10 protein-coding genes, 9 tRNA genes, 5 rRNA genes and 1 other annotated feature (2 of these 25 running past the window's edge) are annotated in these 18,810 nt (G+C 42.3%); all 24 genes read right to left on the bottom strand.

The window, feature by feature from the left end; translation table 11 throughout:
• Nucleotides 1-28: a binding site (T-box leader), on the bottom strand; it reaches 219 nt to the left of the window's first position.
• 47 nt (nucleotides 29-75) lie between these two features.
• Nucleotides 76-1,533, bottom strand: coding sequence for a glutamate--tRNA ligase (gene gltX / locus AABL52_RS26530; RefSeq protein ID WP_097845670.1), 1,458 nt, complete (start codon nucleotides 1,531-1,533; stop codon nucleotides 76-78).
• Nucleotides 1,534-1,624: 91 nt separating this feature from the next.
• Complete coding sequence (ispF, locus tag AABL52_RS26535) at nucleotides 1,625-2,101, bottom strand: 2-C-methyl-D-erythritol 2,4-cyclodiphosphate synthase (RefSeq protein WP_000488390.1); 477 nt, start codon at nucleotides 2,099-2,101, stop codon at nucleotides 1,625-1,627.
• 115 nt (nucleotides 2,102-2,216) lie between these two features.
• Complete coding sequence (ispD, locus tag AABL52_RS26540) at nucleotides 2,217-2,897, bottom strand: 2-C-methyl-D-erythritol 4-phosphate cytidylyltransferase (RefSeq protein ID WP_000288280.1); 681 nt, start codon at nucleotides 2,895-2,897, stop codon at nucleotides 2,217-2,219.
• Between the two features lie 16 nt (nucleotides 2,898-2,913).
• Nucleotides 2,914-4,023: a PIN/TRAM domain-containing protein gene (locus AABL52_RS26545; protein WP_000919678.1), complete on the bottom strand. Its 1,110-nt coding sequence runs from the start codon at nucleotides 4,021-4,023 to the stop codon at nucleotides 2,914-2,916.
• A 160-nt stretch (nucleotides 4,024-4,183) separates the two neighbouring features.
• Nucleotides 4,184-5,257 carry a DNA integrity scanning diadenylate cyclase DisA gene (disA, locus tag AABL52_RS26550; RefSeq protein ID WP_000392166.1) on the bottom strand — a complete coding sequence of 358 codons (1,074 nt, stop codon included), beginning with the start codon at nucleotides 5,255-5,257 and terminating at the stop codon, nucleotides 4,184-4,186.
• 3 nt (nucleotides 5,258-5,260) lie between these two features.
• Complete coding sequence (gene radA / locus AABL52_RS26555; protein WP_001085204.1) at nucleotides 5,261-6,637, bottom strand: DNA repair protein RadA; 1,377 nt, start codon at nucleotides 6,635-6,637, stop codon at nucleotides 5,261-5,263.
• A gap of 96 nt (nucleotides 6,638-6,733) precedes the next feature.
• Nucleotides 6,734-9,169 (bottom strand): ATP-dependent protease ATP-binding subunit ClpC, encoded by a 2,436-nt coding sequence (clpC, locus tag AABL52_RS26560; protein ID WP_061678382.1) that lies wholly within the window; start codon nucleotides 9,167-9,169, stop codon nucleotides 6,734-6,736.
• A 22-nt stretch (nucleotides 9,170-9,191) separates the two neighbouring features.
• Nucleotides 9,192-10,256 carry a protein arginine kinase gene (locus tag AABL52_RS26565; protein ID WP_000050824.1) on the bottom strand — a complete coding sequence of 355 codons (1,065 nt, stop codon included), beginning with the start codon at nucleotides 10,254-10,256 and terminating at the stop codon, nucleotides 9,192-9,194.
• A gap of 4 nt (nucleotides 10,257-10,260) precedes the next feature.
• Complete coding sequence (locus tag AABL52_RS26570) at nucleotides 10,261-10,809, bottom strand: UvrB/UvrC motif-containing protein (RefSeq protein ID WP_000128407.1); 549 nt, start codon at nucleotides 10,807-10,809, stop codon at nucleotides 10,261-10,263.
• Between the two features lie 172 nt (nucleotides 10,810-10,981).
• The gene (gene ctsR, locus AABL52_RS26575; protein ID WP_001244555.1) at nucleotides 10,982-11,443 is read right to left on the bottom strand and encodes a transcriptional regulator CtsR; all 462 of its coding nucleotides are present in this window, start codon (nucleotides 11,441-11,443) and stop codon (nucleotides 10,982-10,984) included.
• A 207-nt stretch (nucleotides 11,444-11,650) separates the two neighbouring features.
• A 5S ribosomal RNA gene (gene rrf / locus AABL52_RS26580) occupies nucleotides 11,651-11,766 on the bottom strand.
• Between the two features lie 49 nt (nucleotides 11,767-11,815).
• Nucleotides 11,816-14,737 (bottom strand): 23S ribosomal RNA (locus tag AABL52_RS26585).
• Between the two features lie 146 nt (nucleotides 14,738-14,883).
• Nucleotides 14,884-16,435, bottom strand: a 16S ribosomal RNA gene (locus AABL52_RS26590).
• A gap of 78 nt (nucleotides 16,436-16,513) precedes the next feature.
• Nucleotides 16,514-16,589, bottom strand: a tRNA-Ala gene (locus tag AABL52_RS26595).
• A gap of 9 nt (nucleotides 16,590-16,598) precedes the next feature.
• A tRNA-Pro gene (locus tag AABL52_RS26600) sits at nucleotides 16,599-16,672 on the bottom strand.
• An 8-nt stretch (nucleotides 16,673-16,680) separates the two neighbouring features.
• Nucleotides 16,681-16,754 (bottom strand) — tRNA-Arg (locus AABL52_RS26605).
• Between the two features lie 3 nt (nucleotides 16,755-16,757).
• Nucleotides 16,758-16,846: transfer RNA gene (locus AABL52_RS26610), tRNA-Leu, on the bottom strand.
• A 16-nt stretch (nucleotides 16,847-16,862) separates the two neighbouring features.
• Nucleotides 16,863-16,937 (bottom strand) — tRNA-Gly (locus tag AABL52_RS26615).
• A gap of 29 nt (nucleotides 16,938-16,966) precedes the next feature.
• Nucleotides 16,967-17,047: transfer RNA gene (locus AABL52_RS26620), tRNA-Leu, on the bottom strand.
• 15 nt (nucleotides 17,048-17,062) lie between these two features.
• Nucleotides 17,063-17,138, bottom strand: a tRNA-Lys gene (locus AABL52_RS26625).
• A 13-nt stretch (nucleotides 17,139-17,151) separates the two neighbouring features.
• Nucleotides 17,152-17,227: transfer RNA gene (locus AABL52_RS26630), tRNA-Thr, on the bottom strand.
• Nucleotides 17,228-17,231: 4 nt separating this feature from the next.
• A tRNA-Val gene (locus AABL52_RS26635) sits at nucleotides 17,232-17,307 on the bottom strand.
• 5 nt (nucleotides 17,308-17,312) lie between these two features.
• Nucleotides 17,313-17,428 (bottom strand): 5S ribosomal RNA (gene rrf / locus AABL52_RS26640).
• A 102-nt stretch (nucleotides 17,429-17,530) separates the two neighbouring features.
• Nucleotides 17,531-18,810: ribosomal RNA gene (locus AABL52_RS26645) — 23S ribosomal RNA — on the bottom strand (it continues 1,642 nt past the right edge of the window).
• The 16S, 23S and 5S rRNA genes sit together here with 9 tRNA genes alongside, the layout of an rRNA operon.

Raw genomic sequence — 18,810 nt, forward strand, 5'->3', positions numbered from 1 at the left:
TTCTACTTCTCCTTCTCGTCGCTTTTCCTTATTAGGTTTTAAGTATACTTATTATATTTCTAAACCTAGAAAATGTTAACCAATTACTTTTTGAAGACGATTTAAAACTTTTTCTTTTCCAAGAAGTGCAATAGCATTAGGAAGCTCTGGACCATGTGTTTGACCAGTAGTTGCAACACGGATTGGCATAAATAAGTTTTTACCTTTATGACCTGTTTCCTTTTGAACTGCTTTAATAGCCGCCTTAATTGCTGCTGGTTCCATCTCTTCTAGTGCTTCTACTTGACCAGCAAATGCACGAAGTACTTCTGGTACTTGTTCACCTTTTAATACTTCTTGTCCTTCTTCTTCATGATCAACATGATCTTTGAAGAACATTTCAGAAAGCTCTACAATTTCAGCTCCAAAACTCATTTGTTCATGATATAACGCAATTACATCACGAATCCAAGCTTGTTCTTGTTCACTTAAAGTTTCACCTATACGTCCAGCTTTCACTAGATGCGGTAAGCTTAATTCTACCACCGTATCTAAGTCTTGCTTTTTCATATATTGGTTGTTCATCCATTTTAATTTTTGAGAATCAAATAATGCAGGCGATTTTGATAAACGAGCTGCATCGAACATTTTGATAAACTCTTCTTGAGAGAAGATTTCTTCTTCTCCTACTGGCGACCAACCTAGTAGTGCAATAAAGTTAAAGATTGCTTCTGGAAGATATCCAAGCTCTTTATATTGCTCAATAAATTGAATAATAGATTCATCACGCTTACTTAATTTTTTACGGCTTTCATTTACAATTAAAGTCATATGACCAAATTGCGGGATATCCCAACCGAAAGCTTCATAAATCATCATTTGTTTTGGCGTATTTGAAATATGATCATCACCACGAAGTACGTGTGTAATTTCCATTAAATGATCATCTACTGCTACCGCAAAATTATAAGTTGGAATTCCATCTTTTTTCACGATAACGAAATCACCGAAATCATTTGAATGGAATGCAACTTCATCTTTTACGATATCTTTAAATGTGTAATCACGGTCAGCTGGCACACGGAAACGAATACTTGGAATACGTCCCTCAGCTTCAAATTCTTTCACTTGTGCTTCAGTTAAATCACGGTGGTTACCTGCGTAACGAGGTGTTTCACCACGAGAGATTTGCCCTTCACGTTCTGCTTCTAGCTCTTCTTCTGTCATATAACATTTGTAAGCTAAACCACGCTCTAGTAAATCTTCATATAATTTTTTATAAATATCTAAACGCTCTGTTTGACGATATGGTCCAAATTCACCACCAACATCAACACCTTCATCCCAGTCCATACCGAGCCATTTCAAGTATTTTAATTGGCTTTCTTCTCCACCAGCAACATTACGTTTTACATCAGTATCTTCAATACGAATAATAAACTTACCATCTTGATGACGAGCAAATAAATAATTAAATAATGCCGTACGCGCATTTCCGATATGTAAGTGTCCTGTTGGACTTGGCGCATAGCGCACTCTCACTTGCTTTTCCATAATTGGTACACCTTCCATTCTTAATGTCAACACATTCTATAATTGTACACCAAACAAATGTGATTATCCATCTTACGAATTAAAAACCATATTATTTTTTCTGTAATAAAACAACTGCTTGAGAAGCAATTCCTTCTTCTCTACCTGTAAATCCTAATTTTTCTGTTGTTGTTGCCTTTACATTGATATTATCAATAGACGTTTCTAATAGTTCACTAATGCGTTGACGCATACTTTCAATATGTGGTGCCATCTTTGGCTTTTGAGCAATAATTGTACAATCTAGATTCCCTAACTCGTAACCTTGTTCACGTACAAATTCCCAAACCTTTTGCAGCAATACAGCTGAATCAGCATCTTTAAAGGCAGGATCTGTATCAGGGAAATGCTTTCCAATATCCCCAGCTGCAATTGCACCTAAACATGCGTCTGCAATCGTATGTAACAATACGTCTGCGTCTGAATGACCAATTAATCCTTTCTCATGAGGAATTGTAATTCCACCAATAATTAACGGTCTGCCTTCCGCAAATTCATGCACATCAAAACCTTGTCCAATTCGAAACATTTTTTACATCCTCCTCAAGCTAAACTACATAGCTTTATGATTCTATATTATATCGCTATCCTTATAAAGAAAAGCCCGGCTGTTGCCGAGCTTTTCTTCGCTATAATCATCACTGTCATTTCTTTTGAACATGAAGGAAACTTTCAGCAATTAATAAATCCTCTGGAGTCGTCACTTTAATATTATAGTAACTCCCCTCTACTACACCTACTTGCTTCCCGATACGTTCTACGAGACTTGCATCATCTGTACCAAGGAAACAACTCTGTTTCGCACTTCTATGAGCTTCTAACAAAAGAGAAACAGCGAACCCTTGTGGTGTTTGTACAGCTTTAAGCTGAGATCTTTCTACCGTTTCAACAACGATATCCTGCTCTACTTTCTTAACTGTATCTTTCACTGGTACCGCACAAATGGATGCTCCATATCTTTCCGCTGCAGTTAATACATCTTGAATCACTTTATTCGTTACAAATGGACGCGCACCGTCATGTACAAGAACATACTCAACATCACTAGTATGCTGAATGGCGTTATATACACTATCTTGTCTTTCGGCTCCACCCTGAATAAATTGTACTGGCTTTTCAATTGGATACTTCTGCATTAATTCTTCAAAATAAGGACGTTCCTCTTCGTTAATTGCCATAATAATACTTTTGCACGCTTTATCTGTTTCAAAAGCACGTAACGTATGCACAATAATCGGTACTTCATTAATAAGTAAGAACAACTTATTTTTATCGGCACCCATCCGCTTACCTTGACCAGCTGCTGGAATAATTAATGTATACATATTAATAATCCTCTACTTATAATGCTTTTTCTAATAATTTACGTTTGGCGAAAATCATACGACCAGCCGATGTTTGTAACACACTAGTAACAAGCACATCGAGTTGTGAACCTACATATTCTCTACCATCTTCTACTACAATCATCGTGCCATCATCTAAGTATGCAACACCTTGATTTTGTTCTTTTCCATCTTTGACAACATAAACACTTAGTTCTTCACCTGGGAGTACAACAGGTTTAATTGCATTAGCTAAATCGTTAATATTTAACACCGTTACCCCTTGTAATTCAGAAACTTTGTTTAAGTTGAAATCATTCGTTACTACCGTTCCACCAGTGATTTTCGCCAACTTTACAAGTTTGCTATCCACTTCTTGAATATCATCGAAATCGCCTTCATAAATTTCTACCGGAATCGGCATCTCTTTTTGAATACGATTTAAAATATCTAATCCCCTGCGACCACGATTACGTTTTAAAGCATCAGAAGAATCGGCAATGTGCTGAAGTTCTTCTAACACGAATTGTGGAATCACAATTGTTCCTTCTAAAAACTTCGTTTGGCAAATATCAGCAATACGTCCGTCGATAATTACACTCGTATCGAGAATTTTCCAATGAGTTGTAGATTCTTCTACCTCTGTTTCAGTTTCTTCATTATCACTATTATTATTTTTCTTCTTTCCACGTTGTGGTAGTGTAAATAATCCTAGCAATTCATTCCTCTTTTTAAACCCTACTTGGAATCCTAAGTATCCAAGTAAAAGAGTAAAGAATACTTGCAACACTGTACTAATAACTGGAATTGTAAATTCACGAATTGGTATTAAAATTAAATACGCAACAATAAGCCCAGAGATTAAACCTAATGTACCAAATAAAACATCCGCTACAGGCGCCTTTACAAGAGCCTCTTCAATATGCTTGATAAGTTGAACGATATAATCTACAAGCCAAAATGTTGTTAAAAATAAAATAATTGCACCAATAATTGCACGAGCATACGATCCTTCCAATAAAGGAACGGCACCGATGTCTAATACATTAATAACTTTTGGGATTAAGTAAATCCCTAACGCTCCCCCAATTACTAGAAAGAAGAGCTGTACAATCCGTTTTAACATCCAACCACCTCCTACTCATTATTAACCATTGTTTCGCTAATCAAAACGCCGAATGCAAAAGCGGACGTGTTTTTTTATAAATAGTTTTATTTACCAATATATCATATCATATACCAAAAGTGTTCTAGTGTCGTTATATTATGGAATCAATGTAATATTCTTAATTGTGTCTACTCATATAGAGATGCTCTTGGATTCTTTTTAGGCCTTCTCGTATTTTCTTCGCCCTGACTTCTCCAATTCCTTCCACATCATCCAATTCATTAATAGTCGCTCGACAAACACCTTGCAAAGTCTTAAACCGATTAATTAAATTTTCAATGATAAGTGGCGGAACGCGCGAAATTTTGCTTGTGATTCGGTATCCTCTCGGCGTCACACTTTCTTCTAAACTCGTTTGCCCTGGGTAGCCAAGCAATTTAACTAAATCGCTATCCTCTAGAAGTTGTGTGTTCGCAAGCTCTTGTAACTTTTTCAAAATTTGATGATGGTCTTGTGTTTTTTCTTGGTAATAATCTTTAATTAATAACGCTGCCTCTGCCTCTAAATCAGCTAGTAGTTCTGTAAGTTGTAAACGAATTAACCTACCTTCTGTTCCTAACTCATGAATATAGCTCAATATTTCATTTTTAATACGCAGTACCATTTCAACACTATGTAACACATGAACCACCTCGGACATTGTAACGACTTCTTCAAATTCTAGAATGCCCAAATTCGTAATACCATCATTCCATACGGCCTTATATTTTTCTAACGTTTGAATAGCTTGATTTGCCTTTGTTAAAATAACACCTATATCCTTTAGTGTATAACGTAAATTCCCTTGATATAGTGTAATTACGTTACGTCTTTGTGAAATAGCCACAACGAGACTACCTGTCTGCTTTGCTACACGCTCTGCCGTCCGATGGCGCATACCTGTTTCAATAGAATCAATAGATGCCTCTGGAACTAACTGTGCATTTGCAATTAAAATTTTACTTCCAGTTTCATTTAAAATAAGTGCCCCATCCATTTTGGCTAATTCGTATAAACTAGCAGGAGAGAATGCACAATTAATGTGAAATCCTCCATCAACAATACTTTTAATTTGTTCATTATATCCAAGAACAATTAGTCCCCCTGTTTGTGCGCGAAGCACATTATCTATCCCTTCGCGCAGTGGTGTTCCTGGGGCCACGAGCTGTAAAATATTAATCATACTTTTGACACGTTGCTTGTTTTCTTCCATAGCCTAGCCTCCTAATGTCAAACGAAGCGCTTCCCCTAAATTAGATACACCTACTACCTCAATCCCATCCGGGATTGTCCATCCCCCCAAATTTTTTCTAGGAATAATAGCACGTTGAAATCCTAATTTAGCTGCTTCTTGTACACGTTGTTCAATTCTTGATACTCTTCTTATTTCTCCAGTTAATCCTACTTCTCCTATTACTGCATCAGTTGGTGTCGTAGGTTTATCTCTAAAACTTGAAGCAATACTTAAAGCCACAGCTAAATCAATTGCTGGTTCATCTAATTTCAAACCACCCGCTACTTTTAAATATGCGTCTTGGTTTTGCAATAATAAACCTGTTCTTTTTTCTAGCACTGCCATAATAAGCGATACACGGTTATGATCAATTCCCGTCGCCATTCTTCGAGGGTTTCCAAAACTAGTAGGGGAGATTAATGCTTGTATTTCTACTAAAACCGGTCTTGTTCCTTCCATTGAGGCAACTACTGTTGATCCTGCGACTCCAACGGGTCTTTCCTCAAGAAAAATTTCAGAAGGGTTTAAGACTTCCGCAAGACCAAGCTCTTTCATTTCAAAAATACCCATTTCATTCGTGGAACCAAAACGATTCTTCACAGCTCGCAAGATACGATATGTATGATGACGATCTCCTTCAAAGTAAAGAACTGCATCGACCATATGTTCTAACATACGAGGTCCTGCAATTGCCCCCTCTTTTGTTACATGTCCGACGATAAAAATAGGAATTCCTTTCGTTTTTGCAAGTTTCATTAATTCCGCTGTACATTCACGTACTTGTGCCACACTTCCCGGCGCTGACGTTACCTCAGGTAAATGTATCGTTTGAATGGAATCAATAACAACAAAAGCTGGATTCATCTCTTCAATGTGTGCAGCAATTCGCTGCAAATCTGTCTCTGCTACAACAAATAGATTACTACCCTTTACATGCAAACGATCTGCACGAAGTTTAATCTGTTTTGCCGATTCTTCACCTGATATATATAGTACATCATATGAAGAATCTGCTAATTGTGATGAAATCTGTAATAGCAATGTTGATTTTCCAATACCAGGGTCTCCACCAATAAGTACTAAAGATCCATCTACAATCCCACCACCAAGTACACGGTTAAACTCTTGGAATTTCGTTTCAATACGTGCCTCAGATTTTGTTTCTACTTCTGTTAGGCGTCTTGGTTTTGTTACTTCTGATTGAATTGCATTGGCATAATTAAGGCGTCTTGATGATACAACCGGTTCCATCTCTTCAACAAGTGTATTCCATTGACCACAACCAGGGCATTTCCCCATATATTTTGGTGACTGATAACCACACTCTTGACATGTGAATTTTGTTTTCTTTTTAGCCATATCGTTTTATATTTCACTTCACTTTCATCTATAAACAGTTTATCCTTCTCGTACAAGAAAGAGGGCTATCTCGTAGCCCTCTTAGTTTGTCTATACTTATTTTACCTTTTCAGCACTATGAATGACAAATGTTTCCCCTTCAACATCAAAGATAACTTTTTGTCCTTTCTCAATAGCACCTTTTAAAAGTTCTTCCGACAGTCTATCTTCTACATGTTTCTGAATTGCTCTACGAAGCGGACGAGCACCGTATTCTCGGTCAAATCCTTTATCAGCAATGGCTGAAATTGCTCCTTCTGTTAAATGCAATTCAATTTCTTGCTCTTTTAAGCGATTCACTAACTGATTTACCATAAGTGTTACAATCTCTTGAATATGTTTTTTCTCAAGCATATGGAACACGATAATTTCATCAATACGGTTTAAGAATTCTGGACGAAATGCCTTTTTCAGTTCATCCATTACCTTACCTTTCATATCTGAATAATCGCGGCTCTCATCTTGTACGTTAAATCCAAGATGTTTATTACGTTTTAACGCGTCTGCACCAACGTTAGATGTCATAATAACAATTGTATTACGGAAATCAACTGTACGCCCTTTAGAATCCGTTAAACGACCATCTTCTAATACTTGTAGTAAAATGTTAAACACATCAGGGTGAGCTTTCTCTACTTCATCTAATAGGACAACTGAATATGGCTTACGGCGAACCTTTTCTGTTAATTGTCCACCTTCTTCATATCCAACATATCCTGGAGGAGATCCAACCAAACGAGAAGTAGAATGCTTCTCCATATACTCAGACATATCGATGCGAATCATTGCATCCTCATCACCGAACATAGATTCCGCTAATGCTCTTGCTAGCTCCGTTTTACCTACACCTGTTGGTCCTAAGAAAATAAATGAACCAATCGGACGTTTCGGATCTTTCAATCCCGCTCTAGCACGACGAACAGCTTTCGCCACAGCCACTACTGCTTCATCTTGACCAATAACACGATCGTGAAGGATCGATTCTAAGTTTAACAATTTATCAGTCTCTGTTTGTGCAAGTTTAGAAACCGGTATACGAGTCCACGTAGAAACGACATTTGCAATATCTTCTACTGTCACTTCTGAGTTTTCTTTTCCTTGTTGCTCTTTCCATTGACGCTTCGTATCTTCTAACTTCTCACGTAAGCGTTGTTCCATATCACGTAAGGAAGCAGCTTTTTCAAATTCTTGACTTTGCACAGCTGCATCTTTTTCTTTTCTAATTTCCTCAAGCTTCACTTCAAGCTCTTTTAGATTTGGTGGTGTTGTATAAGAACGTAAGCGAACCTTGGAAGCAGCTTCATCAATTAAGTCAATTGCCTTATCTGGTAAGAAACGATCTGTAATATAACGGTCTGAAAGCTTTACAGCTGCATCAATTGCATCATCTGTAATAGATACACGGTGATGTGCCTCGTAACGATCACGTAAACCTTTCAAGATTTGAGTTGATTCGTCTAAACTTGGCTCATCAACGTGAATTGGTTGGAATCGTCTCTCTAAAGCCGCATCTTTTTCAATATATTTACGATATTCATCTAAAGTTGTTGCCCCAATACATTGTAATTCTCCGCGTGCTAAAGATGGTTTTAAAATGTTCGATGCATCAATAGCACCTTCTGCTCCACCTGCACCAATTAATGTATGAAGTTCATCAATAAATAGAATAATGTTGCCAGCTTGACGGATTTCATCCATAACTTTCTTTAAACGATCTTCAAATTCACCACGATATTTCGTTCCAGCTACAACTGTACCCATATCTAGTGTCATAACACGCTTATCTCTTAATGTTTCAGGAACTTCATTATTTACAATTTGTTGTGCTAATCCTTCTGCAATTGCCGTTTTACCCACACCAGGCTCTCCAATTAATACAGGATTGTTTTTTGTTCTACGGCTTAAAACTTCAATTACACGTTGAATTTCTTTACCACGCCCGATAACAGGATCTAGACGATTCTCACGTGCAACAACTGTTAAATCACGCGCTAAGCTATCCAGTGTCGGTGTATTTGCATTTGTTGAAGAACCACCTTGGTGACCTGAACTTGCTTCATTACTTCCAAGAAGTTGCAATACTTGTTGTCTTGCCTTATTTAGGCTAACACCCAAGTTATTTAAAACACGTGCTGCTACACCTTCACCTTCACGGATTAAACCAAGTAAGATATGTTCTGTTCCAACGTAAGAATGACCTAATTTACGAGCTTCATCCATTGACAACTCAATAACCTTTTTGGCACGCGGTGTATAATGTACAGTTTGAGAAGCTTCTGTTCCGCGTCCAATTAATGCTTCTACCTCTTTTTGAACTTTCTCGGGACTTAATCCAAGAGCAATTAACGCTTTTGCTGCAATTCCTTCACCTTCACGTACAAGCCCAAGTAAAATATGTTCTGTTCCAATATTATTATGCCCAATACGAATTGCTTCCTCTTGAGATAAAGCTAATACTTTCTGTGCTCTTTCTGTAAATCTTCCAAACATCATAGAAATCGCCTCCTACTTGCGCTTAGTTTTTTTCAATACGTAATCGCTCACGGATTAAGGTTGCTCTTCGATAATCTCTTTCTTCTGGTCCTAAAGGTCCACCTGCATATTGTTGTAAAATACCTGGTTGTGTAAGAACCATTAGCTCAGTCAAAATATTTCTCGATACACCTTTTATATATCCTAAATCAATACCAAGTCGTACATCTGATAAGCAAGTGGCCGCTTCCGCAGATTGAATTAACCGACTGTTTGCTAGTATGCCATAAGAGCGATAAACTTTATCTTCAAGCTCAATACTTGAATTTTGTACAATTAATTCTCTAGCCATTTTTTCTTGCTGTATGATTTGTTGAATGACACTCTTTAAATCTGCAATAATGTCTTCTTCAGATTTTCCTAGCGTCATTTGATTTGACACTTGAAATATATTACCTAACGCTTCGCTACCTTCACCGTATATTCCTCTTACTACTAACCCTAATTTTTGAATTACTTGTATAATACGGCTAATTCTTTTCGTTAAAACGAGTCCCGGTAAGTGAATCATTACAGAAGCCCTCAATCCTGTACCAACGTTAGTAGGACAGCTCGTTATATATCCAAGTGATTCATCAAAAGCATATTCAACCTCTTCCTCTATCCAATTATCTATTTGATTGGCACTTTGAAGGGCCTCTGATAACTGCAACCCTGAAAATAAGCACTGAATCCTAATATGGTCTTCTTCATTAAGCATAACACTAATATGTTCGCTTCCTGACAATAGACATGCTCCATATTCTGTTCCTGCAAGGTTAGGACTAATTAAATGCTTTTCAACTAATACTCTCCTTTGAAGAGGCGTTAATTCATTCATTTTTAATAGTTCAAACTCTCCAAAAGGTTCTACCGTTTTATTTATAAATTCCTTTTTAAATAATTCATGAATCTGTTTAGCTTCTTCTTCGTTTTGCATAGTAGAGAATTGATATTTTTTAAAATTACGAGCCAAACGTATTCGACTACTTAAAACAATATCAGAATCAGGGCCATCCCCCTTCATCCATGGACTAATCGCTTCATTCATAATTTTGTCCAGTGACATAGAACTATTCCCCCTCTCTATGCTCACTAAGCTGATTTTCAAGACCTCGAATTTTATCCCTTACTTCAGCAGCTTTCTCAAACTCCTCTTTCTGTACGTATTGTCTCAGAATGAGTTTTAGTTCATCTAATTCTTTCTTTAAGTGAATATTTCCTTCTATACGTTCCGGAATTTTTCCACAATGATCTGTATGTCCGCCGTGAAGACGTTTTAATAATGGCTTTAAATGTTCCTTAAATGTATCGTAACAAGAAGCACATCCAAAACGTCCCACCTTTGTAAATTGCTCATATGTCATCTTACAATCTGGACACCTTAATATACTTGTATTCGAAAGCCCATTTTGTCCTTCTTCAAACGTTGTTGATCCACCATGTAATAACCCAGCAAATAAATCATGGAATGAAAAGTTAGACTGCGGCGATTGAAAGAAAGACGTATAGCCACTTTGTTCTGCACATTGCTCACAAAGATGTACTTCCGTCTTCTGTTCGTTGATTACTTTTGTATAATGTAAAGTTGCTGGTCTTATATTACAGTTTTGACAAGTCATCACTATCCCACCTTTACAACAGGAACGATCTATCTCATAATATTTTTCATACATTACTAGATTGTTCACTTTCCCTTATTCGTTTAAATAAAAGTGCGTGTTCTTTTTTCAAAACTCCTACAATATTTAACTGCCTTATATCTTAGTTATTATTCTTTTACAAAAGCTGTATTTATTTATATTTCAGTGTTCTTAACATTGCGCATAATATTCGAGCCCTAAGTTCATCTCGAGAAGGAACATCCATTGATAATACAGAACGATCTAGTACACTTAACATAAGTTTAGCTTCACGATTTGTTATGATTCCCTCTTCTATTAAACGTATAATCATACTCTCTGCATTCCCTTGCGCAACGCTATGATCAATAATATGAAGCATTTGATCGATAATGTCTATATCGTCATGCAGTTTGACTTTTATAATGCGAATGTAACCTCCTCCACCACGTTTACTTTCTACTACAAATCCTCTTTCTATCGTAAAACGGGTATTGATTACATAATTGATTTGAGATGGTACGCACTCGAATCGATCCGCAATCTCATTTCTTTTGATTTCAATCACATTATTATTACTTAAGTCAATAACTTGCTTTAGATATTGCTCAATGATATCAGATATATTTCTCATTTATCCGCCACCTTTATTGACTTTGACTATCTTTGACTTTAATTATATACGTATTAATAAAATTTGCAACTCTTTTGCTTATTCACTATCCTAGCCACATTCCCTTGTATTTAATCAAAATAATAATTATTTAAACACATTTTTTAATTACTATGGATTATAAAAGAAAACACGAAAAAACACGAGTCAAATGACTCGTGTTTAATTGCTTGGCGACGTCCTACTCTCACAGGGACAAGGTCCCAACTACCATCGGCGCTAGAGAGCTTAACTTCCGTGTTCGGTATGGGAACGGGTGTGACCTCTCTGCCATCATCACCAAACTATGAAGGCATATTCCTTCAAAACTAGATAACATTTGCTACATATTATATGGTTAAGTCCTCGATCTATTAGTATTCGTCAGCTCCACATGTCACCATGCTTCCACCTCGAACCTATCAACCTGATCATCTTTCAGGGATCTTACTAGCTTACGCTATGGGAAATCTCATCTTGAGGGGGGCTTCATGCTTAGATGCTTTCAGCACTTATCCCTTCCGCACATAGCTACCCAGCTATGCCCTTGGCAGAACAACTGGTACACCAGCGGTGCGTCCATCCCGGTCCTCTCGTACTAAGGACAGCTCCTCTCAAATTTCCTACGCCCACGACGGATAGGGACCGAACTGTCTCACGACGTTCTGAACCCAGCTCGCGTACCGCTTTAATGGGCGAACAGCCCAACCCTTGGGACCGACTACAGCCCCAGGATGCGATGAGCCGACATCGAGGTGCCAAACCTCCCCGTCGATGTGGACTCTTGGGGGAGATAAGCCTGTTATCCCCGGGGTAGCTTTTATCCGTTGAGCGATGGCCCTTCCATGCGGAACCACCGGATCACTAAGCCCGACTTTCGTCCCTGCTCGACTTGTAGGTCTCGCAGTCAAGCTCCCTTATGCCTTTGCACTCTACGAATGATTTCCAACCATTCTGAGGGAACCTTTGGGCGCCTCCGTTACACTTTAGGAGGCGACCGCCCCAGTCAAACTGCCCACCTGACACTGTCTCCCGGGTCGATAAGACCCGTAGGTTAGAATTTCAATACAGTCAGGGCGGTATCCCACCAGCGCCTCCACCGAAGCTAGCGCTCCGGTTTCAATGGCTCCCGCCTATCCTGTACAAACTGTACCAAAATTCAATATCAGGCTACAGTAAAGCTCCACGGGGTCTTTCCGTCCTGTCGCGGGTAACCTGCATCTTCACAGGTACTATAATTTCACCGAGTCTCTGGTTGAGACAGTGCCCAAATCGTTACACCTTTCGTGCGGGTCGGAACTTACCCGACAAGGAATTTCGCTACCTTAGGACCGTTATAGTTACGGCCGCCGTTTACTGGGGCTTCAGTTCAGAGCTTCGCTTACGCTAACCCCTCTCCTTAACCTTCCAGCACCGGGCAGGTGTCACCCCCTATACTTCGCCTTACGGCTTCGCAGAGAGCTGTGTTTTTGCTAAACAGTCGCTTGGGCCTATTCACTGCGGCTTTCCGTTAAGAAAGCACCCCTTCTCCCGAAGTTACGGGGTCATTTTGCCGAGTTCCTTAACCAGAGTTCTCTCGCACACCTTAGGATTCTCTCCTCGCCTACCTGTGTCGGTTTGCGGTACAGGCACCTTTTATCTCGCTAGAAGCTTTTCTTGGCAGCGGGGAATCAAAGACTTCGCTCCATAAGGAGCTTCCCCATCACAGCTCAGCCTTCACGATAAGCGGATTTGCCTACTTATCAGCCTAACTGCTTGGACGTGCACAACCAATCGCACGCTTCTTCTATCCTTCTGCGTCCCTCCATTGCTCAAACGATAAAGAGGTGGTACAGGAATATCAACCTGTTGTCCATCGCCTACGCCTGTCGGCCTCGGCTTAGGTCCTGACTAACCCTGAGCGGACGAGCCTTCCTCAGGAAACCTTAGGCATTCGGTGGACGGGATTCTCACCCGTCTTTCGCTACTCATACCGGCATTCTCACTTCTAAGCGCTCCACCAGTCCTTCCGGTCTGACTTCACTGCACTTAGAACGCTCCCCTACCACTGATACCATTGGTATCAATTCGCAGCTTCGGTGGTGTATTTAGCCCCGGTACATTTTCGGCGCAGAGTCACTCGACTAGTGAGCTATTACGCACTCTTTAAATGGTGGCTGCTTCTAAGCCAACATCCTAGTTGTCTAAGCAACTCCACATCCTTTTCCACTTAATACACACTTTGGGACCTTAGCTGGCGATCTGGGCTGTTTCCCTCTTGACTACGGATCTTATCACTCGCAGTCTGACTCCTAAGGATAAGTCATTGGCATTCGGAGTTTGACTGAATTCGGTAATCCGATGAGGACCCCTAGTTCAATCAGTGCTCTACCTCCAAGACTCTTACACTTAAGGCTAGCCCTAAAGCTATTTCGGGGAGAACCAGCTATCTCCAGGTTCGATTGGAATTTCTCCGCTACCCACACCTCATCCCCGCACTTTTCAACGTGCGTGGGTTCGGGCCTCCATTCAGTGTTACCTGAACTTCACCCTGGACATGGGTAGATCACCTGGTTTCGGGTCTACGACCACGTACTAAACGCCCTATTCAGACTCGCTTTCGCTGCGGCTCCGCCTCTTCAGCTTAACCTCGCACGGGATCGTAACTCGCCGGTTCATTCTACAAAAGGCACGCCATCACCCATTAACGGGCTCTGACTATTTGTAGGCACACGGTTTCAGGATCTCTTTCACTCCCCTTCCGGGGTGCTTTTCACCTTTCCCTCACGGTACTGGTTCACTATCGATCACTAGGGAGTATTTAGCCTTGGGAGATGGTCCTCCCAGATTCCGACGGAATTTCACGTGTTCCGCCGTACTCAGGATACATTCAAGAGAGAACGAAGTTTCGACTACGGGGTTGTTACCCTCTACGACGGACCTTTCCAGGTCGCTTCGTCTACCTCGTTCCTTTGTAACTCCGTATAGAATGTCCTACAACCCCAAGAGGCAAGCCTCTTGGTTTGGGCTATGTTCCGTTTCGCTCGCCGCTACTCAGGAAATCGCATTTGCTTTCTCTTCCTCCAGGTACTTAGATGTTTCAGTTCCCTGGGTCTGTCTTCCTTACCCTATGTATTCAGGTAAGGATACCATACCATTACGTATGGTGGGTTTCCCCATTCGGAAATCTTCGGATCAAAGCTTACTTACAGCTCCCCGAAGCATATCGGCGTTAGTCCCGTCCTTCATCGACTCCTAGTGTCAAGGCATCCACCGTGCGCCCTTTCTAACTTAACCAAACTAAAAATTAAAAAATATGAGCTACACTGTTATCTAGTTTTCAAAGAACATACATTTATATATGAGAGATAGTTCTCTCAAAACTGAACAAAACGAAACACGGAAACTTATATTGATGAACAGCGTTCATCAATTCTCCATAGAAAGGAGGTGATCCAGCCGCACCTTCCGATACGGCTACCTTGTTACGACTTCACCCCAATCATCTGTCCCACCTTAGGCGGCTGGCTCCATAAAGGTTACCCCACCGACTTCGGGTGTTACAAACTCTCGTGGTGTGACGGGCGGTGTGTACAAGGCCCGGGAACGTATTCACCGCGGCATGCTGATCCGCGATTACTAGCGATTCCAGCTTCATGTAGGCGAGTTGCAGCCTACAATCCGAACTGAGAACGGTTTTATGAGATTAGCTCCACCTCGCGGTCTTGCAGCTCTTTGTACCGTCCATTGTAGCACGTGTGTAGCCCAGGTCATAAGGGGCATGATGATTTGACGTCATCCCCACCTTCCTCCGGTTTGTCACCGGCAGTCACCTTAGAGTGCCCAACTTAATGATGGCAACTAAGATCAAGGGTTGCGCTCGTTGCGGGACTTAACCCAACATCTCACGACACGAGCTGACGACAACCATGCACCACCTGTCACTCTGCTCCCGAAGGAGAAGCCCTATCTCTAGGGTTTTCAGAGGATGTCAAGACCTGGTAAGGTTCTTCGCGTTGCTTCGAATTAAACCACATGCTCCACCGCTTGTGCGGGCCCCCGTCAATTCCTTTGAGTTTCAGCCTTGCGGCCGTACTCCCCAGGCGGAGTGCTTAATGCGTTAACTTCAGCACTAAAGGGCGGAAACCCTCTAACACTTAGCACTCATCGTTTACGGCGTGGACTACCAGGGTATCTAATCCTGTTTGCTCCCCACGCTTTCGCGCCTCAGTGTCAGTTACAGACCAGAAAGTCGCCTTCGCCACTGGTGTTCCTCCATATCTCTACGCATTTCACCGCTACACATGGAATTCCACTTTCCTCTTCTGCACTCAAGTCTCCCAGTTTCCAATGACCCTCCACGGTTGAGCCGTGGGCTTTCACATCAGACTTAAGAAACCACCTGCGCGCGCTTTACGCCCAATAATTCCGGATAACGCTTGCCACCTACGTATTACCGCGGCTGCTGGCACGTAGTTAGCCGTGGCTTTCTGGTTAGGTACCGTCAAGGTGCCAGCTTATTCAACTAGCACTTGTTCTTCCCTAACAACAGAGTTTTACGACCCGAAAGCCTTCATCACTCACGCGGCGTTGCTCCGTCAGACTTTCGTCCATTGCGGAAGATTCCCTACTGCTGCCTCCCGTAGGAGTCTGGGCCGTGTCTCAGTCCCAGTGTGGCCGATCACCCTCTCAGGTCGGCTACGCATCGTTGCCTTGGTGAGCCGTTACCTCACCAACTAGCTAATGCGACGCGGGTCCATCCATAAGTGACAGCCGAAGCCGCCTTTCAATTTCGAACCATGCAGTTCAAAATGTTATCCGGTATTAGCCCCGGTTTCCCGGAGTTATCCCAGTCTTATGGGCAGGTTACCCACGTGTTACTCACCCGTCCGCCGCTAACTTCTTGAGAGCAAGCTCTCAATCCATTCGCTCGACTTGCATGTATTAGGCACGCCGCCAGCGTTCATCCTGAGCCAGGATCAAACTCTCCAATAAAGTTAGTTTGTCTAGCATCTAAAAATAAAAATTGACGTTTCACGTTGTTTGTTTCGTTCAGTTTTCAAAGAACTTTTTTGGTGGAGCCTAGCGGGATCGAACCGCTGACCTCCTGCGTGCAAGGCAGGCGCTCTCCCAGCTGAGCTAAGGCCCCAAACAATTATCGGGAAGACAGGATTTGAACCTGCGACCCCCTGGTCCCAAACCAGGTGCTCTACCAAGCTGAGCCACTTCCCGAAAGAAAACGCGCCCGAGAGGAGTCGAACCCCTAACCTCTTGATCCGTAGTCAAACGCTCTATCCAATTGAGCTACGGGCGCATATGGTGCCGAGGGCGGGGGTCGAACCCGCACGGTGGTCACCCACCGCAGGATTTTAAGTCCTGTGCGTCTGCCTGTTCCGCCACCCCGGCATGTCATATTGGAAATTGGAGCGGAAGACGGGATTCGAACCCGCGACCCCAACCTTGGCAAGGTTGTATTCTACCACTGAACTACTTCCGCAAGACATGTTTGAGTTATTTTATTAAAAGTGCGGGTGAAGGGAGTCGAACCCCCACGCCAAAGGCGCTAGATCCTAAGTCTAGTGCGTCTGCCAATTCCGCCACACCCGCATATTTAAGTTAAAATGGTGAGCCATGAAGGATTCGAACCTTCGACCCTCTGATTAAAAGTCAGATGCTCTACCAACTGAGCTAATGGCTCTTACAATAAAAACTGGTGCCGACTAGAGGACTTGAACCCCCAACCTACTGATTACAAGTCAGTTGCTCTACCAATTGAGCTAAGTCGGCTAAATGGTGGAGGATGACGGGATCGAACCGCCGACCCCCTGCTTGTAAGGCAGGTGCTCTCCCAGCTGAGCTAATCCTCCGAATTGCCTGGCAACGTCCTACTCTCACAGGGACAAGGTCCCAACTACCATCGGCGCTAGAGAGCTTAACTTCCGTGTTCGGTATGGGAACGGGTGTGGCCTCTCTGCCATCATTACCAGACTGTATTCATTTAAGACAAGAATTATTGTAACTTATTTAACTTTTAAAGTCAACAAGTTTTTTATATTCTTTCAAAACTAGATAACATTTGCTTCATATTATATGGTTAAGTCCTCGATCTATTAGTATTCGTCAGCTCCACATGTCACCATGCTTCCACCTCGAACCTATCAACCTGATCATCTTTCAGGGATCTTACTAGCTTACGCTATGGGAAATCTCATCTTGAGGGGGGCTTCATGCTTAGATGCTTTCAGCACTTATCCCTTCCGCACATAGCTACCCAGCTATGCCCTTGGCAGAACAACTGGTACACCAGCGGTGCGTCCATCCCGGTCCTCTCGTACTAAGGACAGCTCCTCTCAAATTTCCTACGCCCACGACGGATAGGGACCGAACTGTCTCACGACGTTCTGAACCCAGCTCGCGTACCGCTTTAATGGGCGAACAGCCCAACCCTTGGGACCGACTACAGCCCCAGGATGCGATGAGCCGACATCGAGGTGCCAAACCTCCCCGTCGATGTGGACTCTTGGGGGAGATAAGCCTGTTATCCCCGGGGTAGCTTTTATCCGTTGAGCGATGGCCCTTCCATGCGGAACCACCGGATCACTAAGCCCGACTTTCGTCCCTGCTCGACTTGTAGGTCTCGCAGTCAAGCTCCCTTATGCCTTTGCACTCTACGAATGATTTCCAACCATTCTGAGGGAACCTTTGGGCGCCTCCGTTACACTTTAGGAGGCGACCGCCCCAGTCAAACTGCCCACCTGACACTGTCTCCCGGGTCGATAAGACCCGTAGGTTAGAATTTCAATACAGTCAGGGCGGTATCCCACCAGCGCCTCCACCGAAGCTAGCGCTCCGGTTTCAATGGCTCCCGCCTATCCTGTACAAACTGTACCAAAATTCAATATCAGGCTACAGTAAAGCTCCACGGGGTCTTTCCGTCCTGTCGCGGGTAACCTGCATCTTCACAGGTACTATAATTTCACCGAGTCTCTGGTTGAGACAGTGCCCAAATCGTTACACCTTTCGTGCGGGTCGGAACTTACCCGACAAGGAATTTCGCTACCTTAGGACCGTTATAGTTACGGCCGCCGTTTACTGGGGCTTCAGTTCAGAGCTTCGCTTACGCTAACCCCTCTCCTTAACCTTCCAGCACCGGGCAGGTGTCACCCCCTATACTTCGCCTTACGGCTTCGCAGAGAGCTGTGTTTTTGCTAAACAGTCGCTTGGGCCTATTCACTGCGGCTTTCCGTTAAGAAAGCACCCCTTCTCCCGAAGTTACGGGGTCATTTTGCCGAGTTCCTTAACCAGAGTTCTCTCGCACACCTTAGGATTCTCTCCTCGCCTACCTGTGTCGGTTTGCGGTACAGGCACCT

The sequence above is a fragment of the Bacillus paramobilis genome, from assembly GCF_038096195.1.
GTDB lineage: Bacteria > Bacillota > Bacilli > Bacillales > Bacillaceae_G > Bacillus_A > Bacillus_A mobilis.

Coding starts and splice junctions, on each gene's coding strand:
- gltX (WP_097845670.1), bottom strand. CDS start 1,533: ATGGAAAAGCAAGTGAGAGTGCGCTATGCGCCAAGTCCAACAGGACAC.
- ispF (WP_000488390.1), bottom strand. CDS start 2,101: ATGTTTCGAATTGGACAAGGTTTTGATGTGCATGAATTTGCGGAAGGC.
- ispD (WP_000288280.1), bottom strand. CDS start 2,897: ATGTATACATTAATTATTCCAGCAGCTGGTCAAGGTAAGCGGATGGGT.
- AABL52_RS26545 (WP_000919678.1), bottom strand. CDS start 4,023: ATGTTAAAACGGATTGTACAGCTCTTCTTTCTAGTAATTGGGGGAGCG.
- disA (WP_000392166.1), bottom strand. CDS start 5,257: ATGGAAGAAAACAAGCAACGTGTCAAAAGTATGATTAATATTTTACAG.
- radA (WP_001085204.1), bottom strand. CDS start 6,637: ATGGCTAAAAAGAAAACAAAATTCACATGTCAAGAGTGTGGTTATCAG.
- clpC (WP_061678382.1), bottom strand. CDS start 9,169: ATGATGTTTGGAAGATTTACAGAAAGAGCACAGAAAGTATTAGCTTTA.
- AABL52_RS26565 (WP_000050824.1), bottom strand. CDS start 10,256: ATGTCACTGGACAAAATTATGAATGAAGCGATTAGTCCATGGATGAAG.
- AABL52_RS26570 (WP_000128407.1), bottom strand. CDS start 10,809: ATGACTTGTCAAAACTGTAATATAAGACCAGCAACTTTACATTATACA.
- ctsR (WP_001244555.1), bottom strand. CDS start 11,443: ATGAGAAATATATCTGATATCATTGAGCAATATCTAAAGCAAGTTATT.